This window comes from Pseudomonas viridiflava (genome assembly GCF_900184295.1).
GTDB classification, from domain to species: Bacteria; Pseudomonadota; Gammaproteobacteria; order Pseudomonadales; family Pseudomonadaceae; genus Aquipseudomonas; species Aquipseudomonas viridiflava.
This window is the reverse complement of sequence record NZ_LT855380.1, coordinates 4,366,509-4,383,329: the sequence shown is the minus strand read 5'-3', so window position 1 is coordinate 4,383,329 and position 16,821 is coordinate 4,366,509. Positions and strand designations below refer to the sequence as shown.

The 16,821-nt window shown below is 59.5% G+C and carries 17 protein-coding genes; 7 read left to right on the top strand and 10 right to left on the bottom strand.

The window, feature by feature from the left end; all coding sequences use genetic code 11:
* Window positions 1-120 precede the first annotated feature (120 nt).
* On the top strand, window positions 121-591 hold the full coding sequence (gene gvpU / locus CFBP1590_RS19585; protein WP_025994920.1) for a gas vesicle accessory protein GvpU: 471 nt from the start codon (window positions 121-123) through the stop codon (window positions 589-591).
* A gap of 68 nt (window positions 592-659) precedes the next feature.
* Here gvpU and CFBP1590_RS19580 read toward each other — a convergent pair whose 3' ends face one another.
* Together CFBP1590_RS19580 and CFBP1590_RS19575 are read right to left on the bottom strand one after the other, a co-directional pair.
* Entirely contained in the window at window positions 660-1,226 is a 567-nt protein-coding gene (locus CFBP1590_RS19580) for a manganese catalase family protein (RefSeq protein WP_088235775.1), read from the bottom strand.
* 104 nt (window positions 1,227-1,330) lie between these two features.
* Window positions 1,331-1,978: an HAD-IA family hydrolase gene (locus CFBP1590_RS19575; RefSeq protein ID WP_088235774.1), complete on the bottom strand. Its 648-nt coding sequence runs from the start codon at window positions 1,976-1,978 to the stop codon at window positions 1,331-1,333.
* 294 nt (window positions 1,979-2,272) lie between these two features.
* On the opposite strand from CFBP1590_RS19575, the gene CFBP1590_RS19570 reads away from it, so the two are divergent.
* The 5 genes from CFBP1590_RS19570 to CFBP1590_RS19550 all read left to right on the top strand — a co-directional run bounded on the left by CFBP1590_RS19570 (window position 2,273) and on the right by CFBP1590_RS19550 (window position 8,412).
* Window positions 2,273-3,964 carry an NAD-dependent malic enzyme gene (locus CFBP1590_RS19570; protein WP_057410772.1) on the top strand — a complete coding sequence of 564 codons (1,692 nt, stop codon included), beginning with the start codon at window positions 2,273-2,275 and terminating at the stop codon, window positions 3,962-3,964.
* A gap of 239 nt (window positions 3,965-4,203) precedes the next feature.
* A complete protein-coding gene (locus tag CFBP1590_RS19565; RefSeq protein ID WP_088235773.1) occupies window positions 4,204-5,844 on the top strand; it encodes a phosphoethanolamine transferase in 1,641 nt (546 codons plus the stop codon).
* A gap of 141 nt (window positions 5,845-5,985) precedes the next feature.
* Window positions 5,986-7,119, top strand: a complete 1,134-nt coding sequence (gene rnd / locus CFBP1590_RS19560; RefSeq protein WP_088235772.1) for a ribonuclease D — start codon at window positions 5,986-5,988, stop codon at window positions 7,117-7,119.
* Window positions 7,116-7,409 carry a YcgL domain-containing protein gene (locus CFBP1590_RS19555; RefSeq protein ID WP_025994926.1) on the top strand — a complete coding sequence of 98 codons (294 nt, stop codon included), beginning with the start codon at window positions 7,116-7,118 and terminating at the stop codon, window positions 7,407-7,409. Before rnd ends, CFBP1590_RS19555 begins: the two co-directional genes overlap by 4 nt.
* Window positions 7,410-7,479: 70 nt before the next feature.
* Window positions 7,480-8,412 (top strand): D-2-hydroxyacid dehydrogenase, encoded by a 933-nt coding sequence (locus CFBP1590_RS19550; protein WP_025994927.1) that lies wholly within the window; start codon window positions 7,480-7,482, stop codon window positions 8,410-8,412.
* A gap of 145 nt (window positions 8,413-8,557) precedes the next feature.
* On the opposite strand, the gene CFBP1590_RS19545 is transcribed toward CFBP1590_RS19550, so the two are convergent.
* On the bottom strand, window positions 8,558-9,151 hold the full coding sequence (locus CFBP1590_RS19545) for a nitroreductase family protein (protein WP_088235771.1): 594 nt from the start codon (window positions 9,149-9,151) through the stop codon (window positions 8,558-8,560).
* A gap of 211 nt (window positions 9,152-9,362) precedes the next feature.
* On the opposite strand from CFBP1590_RS19545, the gene CFBP1590_RS19540 reads away from it, so the two are divergent.
* Window positions 9,363-9,812: a YcgN family cysteine cluster protein gene (locus CFBP1590_RS19540; RefSeq protein ID WP_004879255.1), complete on the top strand. Its 450-nt coding sequence runs from the start codon at window positions 9,363-9,365 to the stop codon at window positions 9,810-9,812.
* Between the two features lie 4 nt (window positions 9,813-9,816).
* On the opposite strand, the gene CFBP1590_RS19535 is transcribed toward CFBP1590_RS19540, so the two are convergent.
* The 7 genes from CFBP1590_RS19535 to CFBP1590_RS19505 all read right to left on the bottom strand — a co-directional run bounded on the left by CFBP1590_RS19535 (window position 9,817) and on the right by CFBP1590_RS19505 (window position 16,820).
* Complete coding sequence (locus CFBP1590_RS19535) at window positions 9,817-10,197, bottom strand: YgaP family membrane protein (protein WP_088235770.1); 381 nt, start codon at window positions 10,195-10,197, stop codon at window positions 9,817-9,819.
* Window positions 10,198-10,274: 77 nt separating this feature from the next.
* The gene (locus CFBP1590_RS19530) at window positions 10,275-10,775 is read right to left on the bottom strand and encodes an RNA methyltransferase (protein ID WP_025994929.1); all 501 of its coding nucleotides are present in this window, start codon (window positions 10,773-10,775) and stop codon (window positions 10,275-10,277) included.
* 49 nt (window positions 10,776-10,824) lie between these two features.
* Window positions 10,825-11,718 (bottom strand): copper resistance protein B, encoded by an 894-nt coding sequence (locus CFBP1590_RS19525; RefSeq protein WP_122491010.1) that lies wholly within the window; start codon window positions 11,716-11,718, stop codon window positions 10,825-10,827.
* Window positions 11,715-13,478: a copper resistance system multicopper oxidase gene (locus CFBP1590_RS19520; RefSeq protein ID WP_088235769.1), complete on the bottom strand. Its 1,764-nt coding sequence runs from the start codon at window positions 13,476-13,478 to the stop codon at window positions 11,715-11,717. Before CFBP1590_RS19520 ends, CFBP1590_RS19525 begins: the two co-directional genes overlap by 4 nt.
* Window positions 13,479-13,759: 281 nt before the next feature.
* Window positions 13,760-14,134, bottom strand: coding sequence for a YajD family HNH nuclease (locus CFBP1590_RS19515; RefSeq protein WP_024686287.1), 375 nt, complete (start codon window positions 14,132-14,134; stop codon window positions 13,760-13,762).
* Window positions 14,135-14,200: 66 nt separating this feature from the next.
* Window positions 14,201-14,677, bottom strand: coding sequence for a cyclic nucleotide-binding domain-containing protein (locus CFBP1590_RS19510; protein WP_029241650.1), 477 nt, complete (start codon window positions 14,675-14,677; stop codon window positions 14,201-14,203).
* A gap of 82 nt (window positions 14,678-14,759) precedes the next feature.
* Window positions 14,760-16,820, bottom strand: coding sequence for a S9 family peptidase (locus CFBP1590_RS19505; RefSeq protein ID WP_058432582.1), 2,061 nt, complete (start codon window positions 16,818-16,820; stop codon window positions 14,760-14,762).
* Window position 16,821 lies beyond the last annotated feature (1 nt).

Below are 16,821 nucleotides of genomic sequence, written 5' to 3'. Positions count from 1 at the left end.
AGTTCAAGTGATGCGTGATGTATCGCGATGCAAAGAGGAATTACCGGCTGACCGGGTTTCGCTTTCAACCGATGTGATCTATACCTTGGGTTCACGTTATGTGAAGCCAGGAGCTTTCAGATGTCGGACGTCGATCAAACCCAGCAAGCGCAACCTTCTCCCAACCAGAACCATGACGATGTCGTTGCCCAGATCAAGTGGCAGGGCAAGCAGATCGATTGGCTGCTGCAGTGGCTGGTCAAATTTGTTGCCAACACCAAAGTCGAAATGGGCGTCACCCTGACGGTCGGTGGCAATCTTGTGTCAGGTAATCTTATTTCCCATGATGCCTATTTCGAACAATTGGCCGAGGACATTTCCGCTCCGTTTAGCCAGTTTGCGAACGGTGCCGACGCCTCGATGAAGGAAATGATCCTTTCGTTCAAGCCTGGCGACTCCTCCGAAGACACACCCGCCTTTCACTTTATTCACCTCAAGGATTGCCAGACCTACTCAAGCGACGGAAATCCGATTTGCGAATCCGGAGTCCTGTGGCGTGGCAGGATTGCTGCGGTAGATGGGTTCACCATCGGCCTGATCGCCAAGAAGTAGCGCTTTTTGGGAGTTTCCAGACAGTGCACAACGCCCCGGTAATACCGGGGCCTCTGGTGATGGATCGCTCAGCGTCTGATTTTTTTCAGCATCGCTTCGAATTCATTCAGGTGCTTCACCTGACGCCGTTTGGCTTGATTAAGGGCGCTGATGAAGTGTGTGTCTGAAGTGAGTGACGTGAGTTGCTCATACACGGCTATCTGCTTTTCCTCTGTGGCAATGTTCGAGCGCAGATAGTGACCAAGCTGCGCGGCGTCAGGACCTTTGTCTGAGGGTTGCTGCGGATTGTCGTCCATCTGCTCTGCCGAAGCTTCAGTCGCTTCCAGTGGGTTGCTGATAATCCCCTTGCCCTTGAGCAAGGCACCGAAATCGGCGCTGTCAGGTCCACCGGAAAGATTCGATGTGTGACCTTTGGCCAGCTCCAGCAGAATCGACGCAAGAACCCGTGCATTCTTGATCTTTTCCTTGGCGATCCGGATGAGCGCTGCCTTGTGGACAGGATCATCTTCAGTAATCGCCTGGCTCAGATAGGCCGTTGCCATGGGCAGCTCGCCTTCAGCACCTCTGAACTGTTCAAGCAGGAGGTCGAAGAACGCGAGATTGGACATGAATGTGTTACTCGTTGGGTCGGACATGCTTGTCTCCAATAATCAGATACCTCTCGTATTCGCTATTTCTGAGCCGATAGTGAAAACCATGGTTCAGTATTTTCGATCAGTGAGCCGACCCGCTGCACGCGTCAGGAAATCAAAGTGAGTTGTCCGTTCTCGATACTGACCTGCAGGCCCAGATAATTGGGCAAGCTCCAGTCCTGTGCTTCGTAGGGATGCAGATGAGCCGCCGTGATCACTACCACTCGCGCGCCCGCAGCCTTGCCTGCCGCAATGCCGGCCGGCGCGTCCTCGAACACCAGACATTGCGCGGGCTCCACGCCCAGCCGCTGTGCTGCGAGCAGAAATCCATCCGGCGCAGGTTTGCCCTGCGTCACATCCTCGGCGGTGATGACGACGTCAGGCAACGTGAGGCCGGCGGCCTTCATACGCGCTTGCGCCAGTGCGAGCGGGGCGGAGGTGACGACTGCCCAGCGGTCGGCGGGCAACGAGGCCAGGAAATCAGCCACGCCTTCTATGGCGGCCACGCCTTCCACATCTTCGATTTCGGCCTGTGAAATGGCATCCGCTTCCTGCTGCACGTCGATCCCTGGAATGTTTTGCTTGCGGACCGTGTCGATGCTTCTTACGCCGTGAATCGTCGGCAGGAAGCGGTTCACATCCAGCCCGTGTTTCTGTGCCCACTTCGCCCACACGCGCTCGGCGGCGATCACTGAGTTGAGCAGGGTGCCGTCCATGTCGAACAGAAAGGCGGCGAAGGGCTTATGGTCAGGCATGCTGGTCTCGCAATCATCGAATGAGCGGTAAAGATGCCCGGCTGCGCCGTCTCTGTGCAAGGCGCGAAAGCATGTCTGTTTGTTGAAACGGTAGCATCATCTTGCCATTCTCTACGCGACAAAATGCCGCAATCGGCCTTCAGACGAGTAAGATGTGGGCCTGACTTAAAACACCGAATCTTGTCCGGTATGGCCTGAAAGAACTGGCACATAAAGAAAAAGAAGAAAAGCCAGGCTGCCCGCCCCGGTCGACGCACAGAATCAATGAGTAGACGAAAAAGGCGATTAGAAAAAATGACCAACACTTCGCGACCTTTGTATATTTCCTACGCAGGACCTTCACTGCTGGAAATGCCCCTGCTGAACAAGGGCAGTGCCTTTACCCCGCAAGAGCGGGTCGAATTCAATTTGATCGGGCTGCTGCCGCAGAACGTAGAGACGATCGAAGAGCAAGTCACCCGGGTCTACAGTCAGTACAAGCAATGTGCGACCGATCTGGACAAACATATCTACCTGCGCTCGATTCAGGACAACAACGAAACGTTGTTTTTCCGGCTGCTGGACTCGCATCTGGACGAAATGCTGCCGATCATTTACACCCCGACGGTTGGTCAGGCCTGTCAGGAATTCTCCAAGATCTACCGCACGCACCGCGGCCTGTTCATCTCCTACCCTGAACGCGACCGCATCGACGATATCCTGCGCAGCGCCACCAAGGACCGCATCAAGATTATCGTGGTTACCGACAGCGAGCGCATTCTTGGCCTGGGTGATCAGGGTATCGGCGGCATGGGCATCCCGATTGGCAAGCTGTCGCTATACACCGCCTGCGGTGGCATAAGCCCGGCCTACACCCTGCCGATCGTGCTCGACGTAGGCACCAATAATCGCGAACTGCTCGATGACCCGATGTACATGGGCTGGCGTCACGAGCGCGTGTCGGGCAAGGAGTACGAAGACTTCATCGCCCTGTTCATCGATGCTGTCCAGCGTCGCTGGCCGGACGTACTGTTGCAGTTCGAGGACTTCGCCCAGTCCAATGCGATGCCGTTGCTGGAGAAATACCGTGACGAGCTCTGCTGCTTCAACGACGACATCCAGGGCACCGCATCGGTCGCCGTGGGCACCTTGCTGGCGGCCTGCAAGGCCAAGGGTGAAAGCCTCGGGCAGCAGAAAGTCGTGTTTGTCGGTGCAGGTTCCGCCGGTTGCGGGATCGCCGAGCACATCATCGCGGCGATGCAGATCGAAGGCCTGAGCGAAAGCGAAGCCCGTCAGCGCATCTTCATGGTCGATCGCTTTGGCCTATTGACCGATGGCATGGACAACCTGTTGGACTTCCAGAAACGTCTGGCGCAGAAGACGGCCGACGTGTCTGGCTGGATCTCGGGCTCCGACGCGTTCCCGACGCTGCTCGACGTGGTCACCCACGCTGGCGCCACCGTATTGATCGGTGTGTCGGGCCAGCGGGGTCTGTTCACCGAGCAGGTCATTCGCGAAGTACACAAGCACTGCGCCAAACCGCTGGTGATGCCACTGTCGAACCCGACCTCCAAGGTCGAAGCCACGCCGGAAGAAATCCTGCGCTGGACCGACGGCAACGCATTGGTCGCCACCGGCAGTCCATTCGCTCCGGTCGAGATCAACGGACGCACCGTGCATATCGCACAGTGCAACAACTCTTACATCTTCCCTGGCATCGGTCTGGGCGTAGTGGCCTGTAAAGCCACGCGCATCACTGATCGCATGTTGATGGCGGCGTCCAACGCATTGGCCGAATGCTCGCCGATGGTGACAGGGCAGGGCGACGCGGTGCTGCCGCCGCTCAAGGAAATCCAGCAGGTCAGCCGCAAGATCGCGCTGGCAGTCGCCAAAGAGGCTCAGGCTGAAGGGCTGGCGCTGGAAACCACCGAAGAGGTGTTGCTGGCCTCTATCGAACGCAACTTCTGGCTGCCGGACTACCGGGCCTATCGCCGCCGTTCGGTCTGATTGACTGGAAGGTGTCAACTACGCCCCCGCAAGCCTGCTTGCGGGGGCGTTTTTTTATGAGGGTAATCAGCGGTTTGCCTGAATCCTGCCTGTCTCGCCGTGAAATAAACTTAATCCAACCGGGCGTTCGCACACTTTTCACATAAAATTGATAGGGCGCTGCTTACAGTCCGCCCGACCGGGGAAGTTGGCGGGCTCAGGTATCACCCGGTACATATCAATCAGATAAGCAGAGTGCGATGTCGAAAATCAGAAGTGTCAGACCAGAGGCCGTCACATTACTGGCCAGCGTTTTTTTACTGTCGTTCTTCAATCTCAATCTCTGGCAGCATCTGATTGCAATCACCAGCTCTGACACTAAAGGCATCGCAATGCGCGTGGCCTTCGTCGTCATGCTCTTCTGTGTGTTCAATATATGCCTGACGCTGGTGGCGTTCAGACGCGTCTTGAAACCTGTGCTGATTCTGATGTTCATGATCAGCGCAGGCGTCGCCTATTTCATGACCGAATACGGTGTGATGATCGATGCAGGCATGTTTCGCAACTTTGCCGAAACCAATGTCACCGAGGTACAGGGCCTGCTGTCTCTCAAGCTGATTGGCTACATCCTTTTACTGGGCATCCTGCCGTCCCTGCTATTGTGGAAAACCCCGATCAATTACCGCCGCTGGCACCGTGAACTGTTCAGCAAACTGGTCGTGGGCGTCGTTTGCAGTCTCGCCATCGGGGGGGCTGCACTGGCCAACTACCAAGGGCTTTCTTCACTGTTTCGCAACCACCATGAACTTCGCCTGATGGTGGTGCCCAGCAACTATATTGGCGCATCGGTGGGTTATCTGAATGAGCAGGTCATGTCTGCCCGACGCCCGTTCGTCAAGCTCGGCGAGGACGCGAAGCGCTCTGCAGAAATGGCCGCGTATACCCGCAAGTCACTGACCGTACTGGTGGTCGGTGAAAGTGCGAGGGCCGAAAACTTCGGCATCCTGGGTTATGGGCGAAATACCACGCCCAACCTGAGCAACGAGCGCGACCTCGTGGCGTTTACCGACGTGTATTCCTGCGGCACCGAAACGGCTGTGTCAGTGCCGTGCATGTTTTCCAATATGGGGCGCAAGGATTACGACGGCACCAAGGCCCACAATCAGGAAGGGCTGCTGGATGTGCTCCAGCGCGCCGGAATCCAAGTGGTGTGGCGCGACAACCAGGCCGGCTGCAAAGGCACCTGCGATCGTGTCGCCTTTCAGGATGTCAGCAACCTGAAGGACCCGCTGCTGTGCAATAACCACGAATGCCGCGACGAGATTCTGCTGCAGGGTTTGGAAGGCTTCATCAACAGTCTGGACAAGGATACGGTGCTGGTCCTGCACCAGATGGGCAGTCACGGGCCGGAATACTACAAGCGCTATCCGAAGGAATATGAAAAATTCACGCCCGTGTGTGAAAGCAACGCGCTGAACAACTGCAGCCGCGACAGTATCGTCAACGGCTACGACAACACGCTGCTATACACCGACCACGTGCTATCGAAACTGATCGACGTATTGCGCGCTCATCAGGACAAGGTCGACACCGCGATGATCTATCTGTCCGACCATGGCGAATCGCTGGGCGAATACAACCTGTTTCTGCACGGCACGCCGTATCTGCTGGCGCCTGACCAGCAAAAACATGTGCCCATGCTCATCTGGCTGTCGGAAAGCTACCAGCGTTCTTACGCGGTCACGCCACAATGCCTGGCCAAGGAACGCAATACGCCGCTCAGCCAGGACAATCTCTTTCATTCCATGTTGGGCCTGTTGAAAGTCGACACCAAGGTCTACAACCCCGCGCTGGACCTGTTTGCCGGCTGCCGCAGCGAGGTGGCAGCCAGCGCTCAATGAGGCCGATCACTGCGCAGTCAGCCTCGGGTTTGCGGCATTACTGCAATCATTTTCATCAAGATGCGCATGACCGGGACGACAGATGCGCGATAACACCCGGCGGCGATATATACTGCGCGCCATTGTTCAAGGGAGAGCCGTGTGGCCATCGATATTCACTGGATTCGCGACGACGACAGCCTCGCCCTGCATTGCGCTCAGTGGCAGTCTCTGCCGTTCGTTGCGCTCGACACCGAATTCATGCGGGTCGACACTTTTTACCCCATCGCTGCCTTGCTGCAGATCGGCGACGGCTCGCGTGCCTGGCTGATTGATCCGTTGTTGATCAACGACTGGGCGCCGCTGTCTGCGCTGCTTGAGAACCCTGACGTCATCAAGGTCGTTCACGCGTGCAGCGAAGACCTCGAAGTCCTGCTGCGCCTTACCGGCAGCCTGCCGGTTCCGCTGTTCGACACCCAGCTGGCAGCCGCCTACCTGAACCTCGGGTTTTCCATGGGCTACTCGCGTCTGGTGCAGGAGGTCCTCAACATCGACCTGCCCAAGGGCGAGACCCGTTCGGACTGGCTGCAGCGTCCGCTGTCCGAGACCCAGATCAGTTATGCCGCCGAAGATGCGGTGCATCTTGCCGAGCTGTTCACGATCCTGCGTCCGCGTCTTTCCGACGAGAAGTTCGCGTGGCTGCTCGAGGATGGCGCGGAGCTGGTTGCCAACCTGCGTCGTGAAATCGATCCTTATGAGGTCTATCGCGAAGCCAAGCTGGCCTGGAAGCTGTCCCGTGCCCAGTTGGCAGTATTGCGTGGCTTGTGTGCCTGGCGCGAAGTGCAGGCCCGTGCCCGCAACGTGCCGCGCAACCGCATCGTGCGTGAACACTCGCTCTGGCCGCTGGCCAAGACCCAGCCGGATAACCTCGGCGCGCTGGCCCGCATCGAAGACATGCACCCGCGCACCGTGCGTCAGGATGGCGAATTCCTGCTCGAACTGATCAAGACCGCCGCCAGCGTGCCGCCCGAAGAGTGGCCACCGGCGTTGCCCGAGCCTCTGCCTGTCGATGCTGCCGGTTCGCTCAAGCGCCTGCGTGCCATTGGCCAGGAGTTCGCCGAACGACTGGACATGGCGCCCGAGCTGATGTTGCGCAAGAAGACCCTCGAAGCGCTGCTCAAGAGCGGCTACCCCGATGGTCCTTACCAATTGCCTGATTCGCTGCGTGGCTGGCGTCGCGAACTGATGGGCCAGGCGCTGCTCGACAGCCTGGCAACGCCGGGAGAACAGCCTTGAAGCGTATCTGCTCGATCTACCGCAGTCCGAAAAAGAATGAAATGTACCTGTATGTCCTGAAAAGCGACGTGCTCAAGCGTGTACCGCCAGAACTGCTGGCCGCGTTTGGCACGCCGCATCACGCGTTCGATCTGGTGCTCAGCCCCGAGCGGGCGCTGGCGCGTGAGGACATCCACAAGGTGCTGGAAAACCTCGACGCTCAGGGCTATCACTTGCAGATGCCACCGGCCGAAGATGAGTACATCGAGCATCTGCCCGAAGAGCTGCTGCGTCGCAACGATCCGATGTGATCGGTCTCCACGTTTGAAGCGGCCCGCGTCTGGCGTGGGTCGTCTGTCCCGTTTTTAAGGTTTCTGAAGCATGCGCGTCCTGATTGCCGAGCACGATTACCCCCTTTACACCCAGTTGCTGCGCAAGGCTGCGCCTGATCTGGAAGTCCTGAGCAGCGGCGATTCGGCTGAGCTGTCCCGCATGGCCAGCGACTGTCCGGTCTGGCTGGGACAGCCCGATCTGATGGCCAACCTGCTGCGCCAGGGGCACAAACCCCAGTGGCTGCAATCCACTTGGGCGGGCATCACGCCGCTGCTGATCCCGGGCCTTTCCCGTGACTATCGCCTGACCCGTGCCGTTGGGATCTTCGGGCAGGTCATGGCTGAGTTTGTGCTGACGTACATGCTCGGTCACGAGCGTGAAGTGCTGGCGCGTCTGATGAGTCAGGTCGAACGCAAGTGGGACAATCGTCCGGGCCAGAGCCTGGCCGGACGCAAGGCGCTGATCGTCGGTGCCGGTGATATCGGTCAGCGCGTGGCCGAGTTTCTGGTGCCGTTCGGTGTGCAGGTGTTCGGTGTGGCCTCCGAGGCGCGTACCCAGGCGCCTTTTGTCGAGGTGTCGGCGCTGACCGATATCGACAATCTGGTTGGCGACATGGATTACGTCATCAACCTGCTGCCCAATACGCCTGACACTCAGGACCTGTATGACGCCAAGCTGTTTGCCAGCTTCAAGCCTACAGCGTTGTTCCTCAACGTTGGACGTGGCGCAGCCGTGGTCGATGCCGATCTGGTTGAAGCCCTGAAGGAAGGGCATCTGGCGGGGGCTGTGATTGACGTCTGCCGGCAGGAGCCGTTGCCCCAGCGTCATCCGTTCTGGACGGCCTATGGCCTGCTGTTGACCGGACACAGCTCCGCACCGACATCACCGGTGGCCATGACCGACCTGTTCGTCGAAAACCTGAAAGCGTTCAACGCCGGTGAGGCGTTGCGCGGGGAAGTGGATTTTTCACGCGGGTATTGATGGACTTGAGTCTGATGTGGGAGGCGGCTTGCCGGCGATAGCGTCAGACCAGTCAATGAACGGTCGACTGAAAAAATGCATCGCCGGCAAGCCGCCTCCCACGGTCCGGTGGTTGCCACGAGCTAGCGTCACATTCGGACGCGTATTACAGCGAAAAATCACCCTCGGCCACCAGTTGCGCAACCGGCAGGCGCGGGCTTGGGGCTTCGCGGCCTTGCAGGTATTCAGGCAGGGTCGACTTGTCGCCCAGTTTGCCCACTGCAACGGCGGCATGCAGGGCATAGCCTTCGGGTATTTTCAGTTCCTTGCGGGTCAGATCCTGATCAAACCCGGCCATGCCGTGGGTATGCCAGCCGCTCAGGCTGGCCTGCAGCGCCAGATAACCCCACGCAGAACCAGTGTCGAACGTGTGCCAGAGCGCCGGGCCTTCTTCGGTCGCGCCGGGTGCGGTAAAGGTGGTCTTGGAAATGACGATCACCAGTGCCGAGGCATGCTGTGCCCAACCGCGGTTGAACTCGTTCAGCAGGGTCAGGAAACGCTCCCAGTTCGGCGTATCGCGACGCGCGTACAGAAACCGCCACGGCTGCGAGTTGTAGGCCGAAGGTGCCCAGCGTGCGGCTTCGAAAAAGCTCAGCAGGGTTTGCTCGGGAATGCTTTCGCCGGTAAAGGCGCGGGGCGACCAGCGCTCGGTGAATTGCGGGTCGATGGCATGTTCTGCGACGCGAGAGTTTGTGCTCATGAGAGTCCTGAAGAAGAGAAGGGCAAAGGGAGCGTGACTCGATGGCCGTTGTCGGCAAGCATCGCGTAGGCGCATTGAAAGCGCTCTAACGCTACTGTTTTGCCTTCCTGCTGACAAGAGCCTGGCTACCGGTAGTCGCAAGTGCTTGGCCCGCACTCGATGTGCCACTAGACTGGCGGCCTTTTCCACAGCCGATACCGTTGTCCGAACCATGGCCGCCAAAGTTGAACCCTTCTGGATCCGCAAGACACTCGATCAGCTCGACAGCACCGAGTGGGAGTCGTTGTGCGATGGCTGCGGATTGTGCTGCCTGCAAAAGCTGGAAGATGAAGAAGACAACAGCGTGTATTACACGCGTATCGCCTGCAAGCTGCTGGACCTGAAGACCTGCCAGTGTTCGGACTACGAAAACCGCCGTGCTTCGGTGCCGGACTGTATTCAGCTCACGCCCGGTCAGGCAGATGAATTCAAATGGTTACCGCCGACCTGTGGCTATCGGCTGGTGAGCGAGGGCAAGGACTTGCCGCTCTGGCATCACTTGGTATGCGGTGATCGCGATGCGGTACATCACGAGCGTATCTCCCAGTCAGGACGCATGCTCAGTGAGCTGAGCGTGGCCGAGGACGACTGGGAGGATCACCTGATCTTTCGTGCGGGCTGAGTGATCAGACGCCGGACTTGGGCCCGGTGAGTGCGTCGATGCCGTTGACGGTCGCGGTTTTCACGGCTTTCTCGGCATTGGCTTGTAGCTCGCTCAGCTCTGCGCCGGCACGTTCGATGGTGGAGCGTGCGCTTTGCAGGTCGCTGCGACCTTTTTCCATCAGGCTCTTGGCCGAACAGTGACCAGTGATGCCGCGTGCCAGAACCGCGCCGCCAATGGCCAGTTGAATCAGACCCAGGAATCCGCCGCGACGCACGCCTTTACCCATCATCAGGACGCCGCCTGCCAGCGAGCCGATACGCTCCCAGCCTTGAACGTTCTGATCGGGATGCGGCTGAAACGGCTCGGGTGTGTCGATACGCTCGATAATCGGGGTGTCGCGCATGATGGCTCTCCAGAGTGGTGTAGGTCGGTTCAGAGAAACTGACTGCCCACCAGCGAGACTGGTTCAATGCTTTTGCTTCAACCTTCGCTGGACGGATCGACCTTCTCACGACCGAACTGCGGGCCGGAGCGGGTATTGATACCCTTTGCCATACGGTCGTACAGCACGACATTGACCGTGGCTGCCAGATTCATGCAACCCTCGGTGGGGATGTAGACCACGTCTTCGCACCAGTCACGAATGTCCTGATCCAGCGAACCGTCCTCCGGGCCGAAGATATACAGCGCCCGGTCAGGATGCGTGTATTCCGGCAGCGCCCTGGCACCGTCGACCAGCTCGACGGCCACTGGGATGCAACCCAGCGGCAGAATGCTCTTGAGGTCTTCGATGCCGATCAGCGGGATGTCCTGATGGATCTTCTTGGTGTCGGTGATGAAGTCCCGCGCCCGCTCGTAACGCTTGCCGGTGTAGAACACCGAAGCCACGCCGTAGCAGCCAGCGGCGCGCATCACGGAGCCGACGTTTTCCGGGGACTTGGGGTTGTACAGACCGATGCAGGCATAACGTTTGTTGGCCACAGGAAGGGTGCTCTGGGGAAAACCGCCGATTATACAAGACTGCCCGGCGTCAGAACCACATGCGTACCCCAACCACCAGCCGCGCGTCGTTGACGTCCTCACCCTCCTCTCGGGCATAGTCGGCCGTCTTACCGTAGGTACGATTCCAGGTCACGCCGATGTAAGGCGCAAACTCCGGACGCAGTTCGTAGCGCAGCCGCAGCCCGAGTTCAGTGCTCGACAGGCCGGAGCCGATGCCGCGCTGCGGATCGTCCTTGCCATAGGCGTTGATTTCGGCAGTGGGCTGCAGGATCAGTTGATTGGTCAGCGTCAGGTCGTAATCGCCCTCAAGCCGTGCAGCGCTCTGGCCGGCTTCACCGAGAAAGGCGGTGGCCTGAACGTCGAGATCGGAAATCGCCGAGCCTTGCACGCCAAACGCCGCCCAGCTCTGTGGAGCGCCTGGTTTGAAATCCTGGCGCGCACCGACGACCACGTCCCACGACGAGGTGACAGCGTGTCCCCATAGCGCCTGCAGTTCCGCTTCCTCGGTCTTGCCGTTCACGCGTTCGCCCTCCGAGCGAAGCACCAGCCTGTCGATGTCGCCACCAATCCAGCCGGACAGATCCCACGCCAGCGCACTGCCGTCGTTCGCGTTCTGCCATTCCAGCTTCTCGGCCAGAAAGTAGGAATTGATGGCCGCGTCGTGTACCTGATGACCGTCGTGGCTGGTATAGACCGCCGCCCGGTCTGCATCGGTGACAGCTGGAATCGGCGTTCGACTCTGGTCGGGCGTGGACTGCACTGGTTGTGTGTCTGGCATGGCGTGACTGGAGTGATCCATCCCGTGGTCCATGCCCTGCATGTCGGCAGCGCTGGCCTGCGCCGTGAGAATCATGCCTAGGCCTATCAGCACCATCGGCAGGCGAGGGTGGCCCGGAACCTGGGTCAACATTTGAGTCTTCATTCTTCTACCCGCACTTCGCGAAACATGCCCATTTCCATGTGATAAAGCATATGGCAGTGATACGCCCAGCGCCCGAGGGCATCGGCGGTCACGCGATAGCTGCGTTTTGAGCCCGGTGGCATGTCGATGGTGTGTTTGCGCACCTTGAACCTGCCGTGCTCGTCTTCCAGATCGCTCCACATGCCGTGCAGGTGGATCGGATGCGTCATCATCGTGTCGTTGACCAGCACCACACGAACTCGTTCGCCATATTTGAGTTTCAGGGGCGCTGCATCGGAGAACTTCACGCCGTCGAACGACCAGGCGAATTTCTCCATGTGACCGGTGAGGTGCAACTCGATCGTGCGGCTCGGCTCGCGGCCGTCCGGGTCGTCGAACGTGCTGTACAGGTCGGCGTAGGTCAGTACCTTGCGGCCGTTGTTTCTCAGGCCGATACCCGGATCTTCGAGTTTGGGTGAGGTGCTCATGGCCTGCATGTCGACCAGCGGGTTGTCGGTTTCGCTGTCCGGGTGCGACTGTGGGGTGTTCGTGGGCATGGCGTTGTGATCCATGCCTTGCATGTCGTGACCCATCTGGCTGTGGTCCATGCCCTGCATGCTGTCGTGATTCATGCTGCCGTGGTTTATTGCACCATGATCCATGCCGCCCATGCCCATGTCGTCCATGCTCAACAATGGGCGCGGGTCGAGGGACGGCACATCTGCTTTCATGCCTGGCCTGCTGGTGAGTGTGCCTCGCGCAAAACCGCTGCGGTCCATCGACTGGGCGAATAGCGTGTAGGCGCCGTCGGCAGGTTCAACGATCACGTCGAAGGTTTCGGCCACTGCGATGCGTAACTCGTCGACGCTCACCGGTTTGACGTGCTGGCCGTCGCTGGCAACGACAGTCATCTTCAGGCCGGGAATACGCACATCGAAGTAGGTCATGGACGAGCCGTTGATGAAGCGCAGACGGATTCGCTCGCCCGGTTTGAAAAGGCCCGTCCAGTTCATGTCCGGCGCCTGGCCGTTCATCAGGTAGGTGTAAGTGGCGCCGCTGACGTCAGCCAGATCGGTCGGATCCATCTGCATCTGCGCCCACATCGCACGGTCTGCAACGGTTTTGCTCCAGCCCTTGTCGCTGACATCGTTGATGAAGTCGCCCACGGTGCGCTTGTTCTGGTTGTAGTAGTCGGACTGCTTCTTGAGCTTTTTCATCAAGCGCGTCGGGTCTTCATCCGTCCAGTCGGTGAGCATGACGACGTGCTCGCGCTCGTAGCTGAACGGCTCCGGGTCTTTGGCGTCGATGATCAGCGGCCCGTAGACCCCGGCCTGTTCCTGAAAGCCCGAGTGACTGTGGTACCAGTAGGTGCCGTTCTGTCTGACCTTGAAACGGTAAACGTACAGGCCGTCCGGGGCGATGCCGTCAAAGCTCAGGCCGGGAACGCCGTCCATGTTGGCGGGCAGAATGATGCCGTGCCAGTGAATGGACGTGTTGTCCTTGAGCCGGTTCTTCACCCGCAGGGTGACGGTATCGCCTTCGTGCCAGCGCAGCAGAGGGCCGGGCAGGCCGCCGTTGACGGTCATGGCGGTGCGCGGGCTGCCGGTGAGATTGACGGGAGTTTCGCCGATGAACAGGTCGAATTCCGTGCCTGACAGTTCCAGCAATTCACCTGGACGCGGCGCGGCCCAGACCGGACTGCGCCAGAGCCCGAGCCCGCCCAGCAGACCCCCTGCGGTCAGTCCTTTCACGAAGGTGCGTCTTGAAGTTCCGGGAAGCATGATGGCGTATCCGTTCGGTCGGTTCGGCGCAGGCCGGACAGCCTGCGGATCTGGCGAAAAGATGCCACAAGGCGGAAGGCGAGGGGATTACATTTCAGTCAGGTTGCGCCACGTCAAATCCGCCTCACCACTGATCGTGCCATCGCGTGGGAACGATCAGTGCGAGGAATAGACGATGATCGTGCCTACGCTCTGCGTGGGCATGCATCCCAGGACGCTCTGCGTCCCAAATGGGTCTGATGACGCAGATGCTTTGTGAACGACCAGGGCAGCCGTTCCCGTCACTCGTCCTTTTTCATCAACCCTGCCAGCGCAGCAAACGGGTTGTGCGTCGCCTTGGACGCTTTCGGCGAGCTGAGGGAGCTGTCGGAGAAGTACTGCTGATCGGTATAACGGGAGTGTTCGTTGTCGTGGCAGTACAGGCAGAGCAGTTCCCAGTTTGAGCCGTCCTGCGGGTTGTTGTCGTGGTTGTGGTCGCGGTGGTGAACGGTCAGTTCGCTCAGGCGCTTGCCGGCGAACTCACGGGCACAGCGCCCGCAGACATGCGGATACATGCGCAGGGCCTTGTCGCGGTAGCCCATTTCGCGGTCGCGCTGGGCGTCGGCCAGAATACGGTCCAGCTTGGCAGTGTTGGAAGGCGGGTTGGCCGTGCTCATGGTGTCACCTGTTCGTGTGCGCATTGAAAGCGGAATATCGGCAAGTTTAGCGCCGGATGAACAAACTCACACCTGTTGCGAGAGCAATTGGCCGTCGACCATGCGCAGACGTCGCGACAGCGAAATGGCCAGGGCGCGAATGATCTTGGCGGCGATCTTCGGTGCTTCATCGAGCATCTTGTCCAACGAGTCGCGACCCAGGTTCAATAACTGGCAACTGGTCGCCGCGATGCAGCTGGCCGAACGACGTTCGCCGTCCAGCACCGCCATTTCGCCGAATGCCCGGCCACGGCGCAGGGTGGCGATTTCGACCTGCTGGCCTTCACTGTTGAGCTTCTGCACGGACACCGTGCCTTGATGGATGATGCACATGAACGTTCCGGCATCACCTTCGGCAAACACCGCCTCACCTTTTTCGATGTCGGTGATGCTGAAGTAGCCCGCCACGGCAAGGAAATCGCTCGGCAGCAGGGTATCGAACAGGCCGCAGTCCAGCAGCATGTCGCGTATGGCGTTGTTCAGGTTGGACAGTTGTTCTGACATGGTTCGGTCTTGTGTTCAGGCTTCAGTGAGGGGGGCAGATCCGTGCCCCCGATGCTAGTAAGACAGGCGTTGGATGCCAAGTTCATTCGCCGGTTTGCAATACCTTGAAGATGAATCCGTATTCCAGCGCCACATCGCGCAAGCCTTGATAGCGGCCGCTCATCCCGCCGTGCCCGGCACCCAGTTCGGTTTTGAGCAGCAAGAGGTTGTCGTCGGTCTTTGTAGCACGCAACTTCGCGACCCACTTGGCCGCTTCCCAATACTGCACGCGGCTGTCGTTGTAACCGGCGATCACCAGCATGGCCGGATACGCCTGGGCGCTGACATTTTCATAAGGCGCGTAGGCCTTGATGCGCTCGTAGACCTCGGACTCCTGCGGGTTGCCCCATTCGTCATATTCGGTGACGGTCAGCGGCAACTCGGGATCAAGCATGGTGTTGAGCACGTCCACGAACGGCACCTCGGCAATCGCCGCCTTGAACAGGTCCGGACGCTGATTGAGCACCGCGCCCATCAACAGACCGCCCGCGCTGCCGCCACTGATCACCAGTTGCTCGGAGCGGGTCAGCCCCTCGGCGATCAAGTGCTCGGCGCAGGCAATGAAATCACCAAAAGTATTCTGTTTGTGTTCCTGCTTGCCGTTGCGATACCAGGCTTCGCCCAACTCGCCGCCGCCGCGCACATGCGCGATGGCGAACGCCACGCCCCGGTCCAGCAGGCTCAGGCGAGCATGGGAGAACCAAGGGTCCAGACTTTCGCCATAGGCACCGTAGCCGTACAGATAAAGCGGCGTCGCCTGACCGGCCAGTTCGCGTTTGACCACCAGACTGATCGGCACCTGAGTCCCATCAGCAGCAGTCGCCCACAGGCGCTGGCTGACGTAGGCATCGGCATCGAAGGTGCCCAGCACCGGCGTTTCCTTGAGCACAACCTGCTCGCCGGTTGCCAGCTCCAGCTGCCGGACCTGCGGCGGACGGTTCAGCGACTGGTAACGCAGGCGAATCCGCGGGCTGTCGAACTCCAGCGAGTCCTGCACGTAAAGGCTGTACGCCGCGTCTGGCAGTTGCACCCGATAGGCGGGCAGATCCTGAGGGCGGATTTCGATGATCGGCAGGCCGCCTTCGCGCAAGCTCAGGCTGAGACCTCTTGCGTTGAGGCCGACGCCTTCGAGCATCACCGAATCGCTGTGCGGGATGAGCGTCTGCCAGTCATCACGGGTCGGAACGCCGGTCGCCTTCTCGGGAGCGTGGTACAGCGCGAAATTGATGCCGCTCTGGTTGCTTCGAATGAACCAGCTCCAGATGCCATCGAGCAGGCCGTGATCAGGAAAGTATTCATGGCCTTCGACGCGTGGCGCGAGGCAGACGAAAGCCTGCTCGGGATGCTCGGCGTCCAGCACCCAGGCTTCGCTGGTGGTCTTGCTGTTCAGCAGCAGCACCAGTTGACGTTCGGAACTGGTGCGGAAGCAGTGCAGAAAGAAGCGGCCGTCCGGCTCGCTGAACACCAGGTCAGCGGTCCCGTTACCGAGTGTGTGGCGATACAGCTTGTGGGGACGATGCGTGTCGTCCAGCTCGCCAAAGAACAGCGTCTGGCTGTCGTTGGCCCAGGTCATGCTGCCGTCGCAATCCTCGAACGGCAGGCTGCTGACCTGGCCATTGCTCAGTTCCTTGACGTAGAGCAGATAAACCTCGTCGCCACTGGTGTCCAGGCTGTAGGCGAGGCGCTGATGGTCGGGGCTGATGCTGAAAGCGCCGAGTGAAAAGAATCCGCCGTCGGCCAGCACGTTGGGGTCCAGCAGCAGTTCTTCCCGACTTTCGTCGACTGTGTTCGAGTCGTCCGCCGGACGCGGGCAACGGTAGTGGCGTGCGTACTCGTCGCCCTCTGTGGTGCGCGTGTAATACAGATACGGACCCCAGGGCGAGGGCAGTGACAGGTCGGTTTCCAGAATCCGGCTTTTGATTTCCTGAAACAGCGTTTCACGCAGCGCGCGCTGGTCCGCCAGTTGCTCTTCCTGGTACTGGTTTTCAGCTTTCAGATAGTCGAGCACCTCTTCGGTGTCGCGGTTCTGCAGCCAGGCGTAGGGATCCGAGCCTTCGGCCTTGCGAGCGATCGGGGCGCGTGAGGTGGCATTCGAAAAGGACATG

Excerpts from the sequence above, each read along its gene's own strand:
- gvpU (WP_025994920.1), top strand. The coding sequence starts at position 121 with ATGTCGGACGTCGATCAAACCCAGCAAGCGCAACCTTCTCCCAACCAG.
- CFBP1590_RS19580 (WP_088235775.1), bottom strand. The coding sequence starts at position 1,226 with ATGTCCGACCCAACGAGTAACACATTCATGTCCAATCTCGCGTTCTTC.
- CFBP1590_RS19575 (WP_088235774.1), bottom strand. The coding sequence starts at position 1,978 with ATGCCTGACCATAAGCCCTTCGCCGCCTTTCTGTTCGACATGGACGGC.
- CFBP1590_RS19570 (WP_057410772.1), top strand. The coding sequence starts at position 2,273 with ATGACCAACACTTCGCGACCTTTGTATATTTCCTACGCAGGACCTTCA.
- CFBP1590_RS19565 (WP_088235773.1), top strand. The coding sequence starts at position 4,204 with ATGTCGAAAATCAGAAGTGTCAGACCAGAGGCCGTCACATTACTGGCC.
- CFBP1590_RS19550 (WP_025994927.1), top strand. The coding sequence starts at position 7,480 with ATGCGCGTCCTGATTGCCGAGCACGATTACCCCCTTTACACCCAGTTG.
- CFBP1590_RS19545 (WP_088235771.1), bottom strand. The coding sequence starts at position 9,151 with ATGAGCACAAACTCTCGCGTCGCAGAACATGCCATCGACCCGCAATTC.
- CFBP1590_RS19540 (WP_004879255.1), top strand. The coding sequence starts at position 9,363 with ATGGCCGCCAAAGTTGAACCCTTCTGGATCCGCAAGACACTCGATCAG.
- CFBP1590_RS19535 (WP_088235770.1), bottom strand. The coding sequence starts at position 10,197 with ATGCGCGACACCCCGATTATCGAGCGTATCGACACACCCGAGCCGTTT.
- CFBP1590_RS19525 (WP_122491010.1), bottom strand. The coding sequence starts at position 11,718 with ATGAAGACTCAAATGTTGACCCAGGTTCCGGGCCACCCTCGCCTGCCG.
- CFBP1590_RS19520 (WP_088235769.1), bottom strand. The coding sequence starts at position 13,478 with ATGCTTCCCGGAACTTCAAGACGCACCTTCGTGAAAGGACTGACCGCA.
- CFBP1590_RS19515 (WP_024686287.1), bottom strand. The coding sequence starts at position 14,134 with ATGAGCACGGCCAACCCGCCTTCCAACACTGCCAAGCTGGACCGTATT.
- CFBP1590_RS19510 (WP_029241650.1), bottom strand. The coding sequence starts at position 14,677 with ATGTCAGAACAACTGTCCAACCTGAACAACGCCATACGCGACATGCTG.
- CFBP1590_RS19505 (WP_058432582.1), bottom strand. The coding sequence starts at position 16,820 with ATGTCCTTTTCGAATGCCACCTCACGCGCCCCGATCGCTCGCAAGGCC.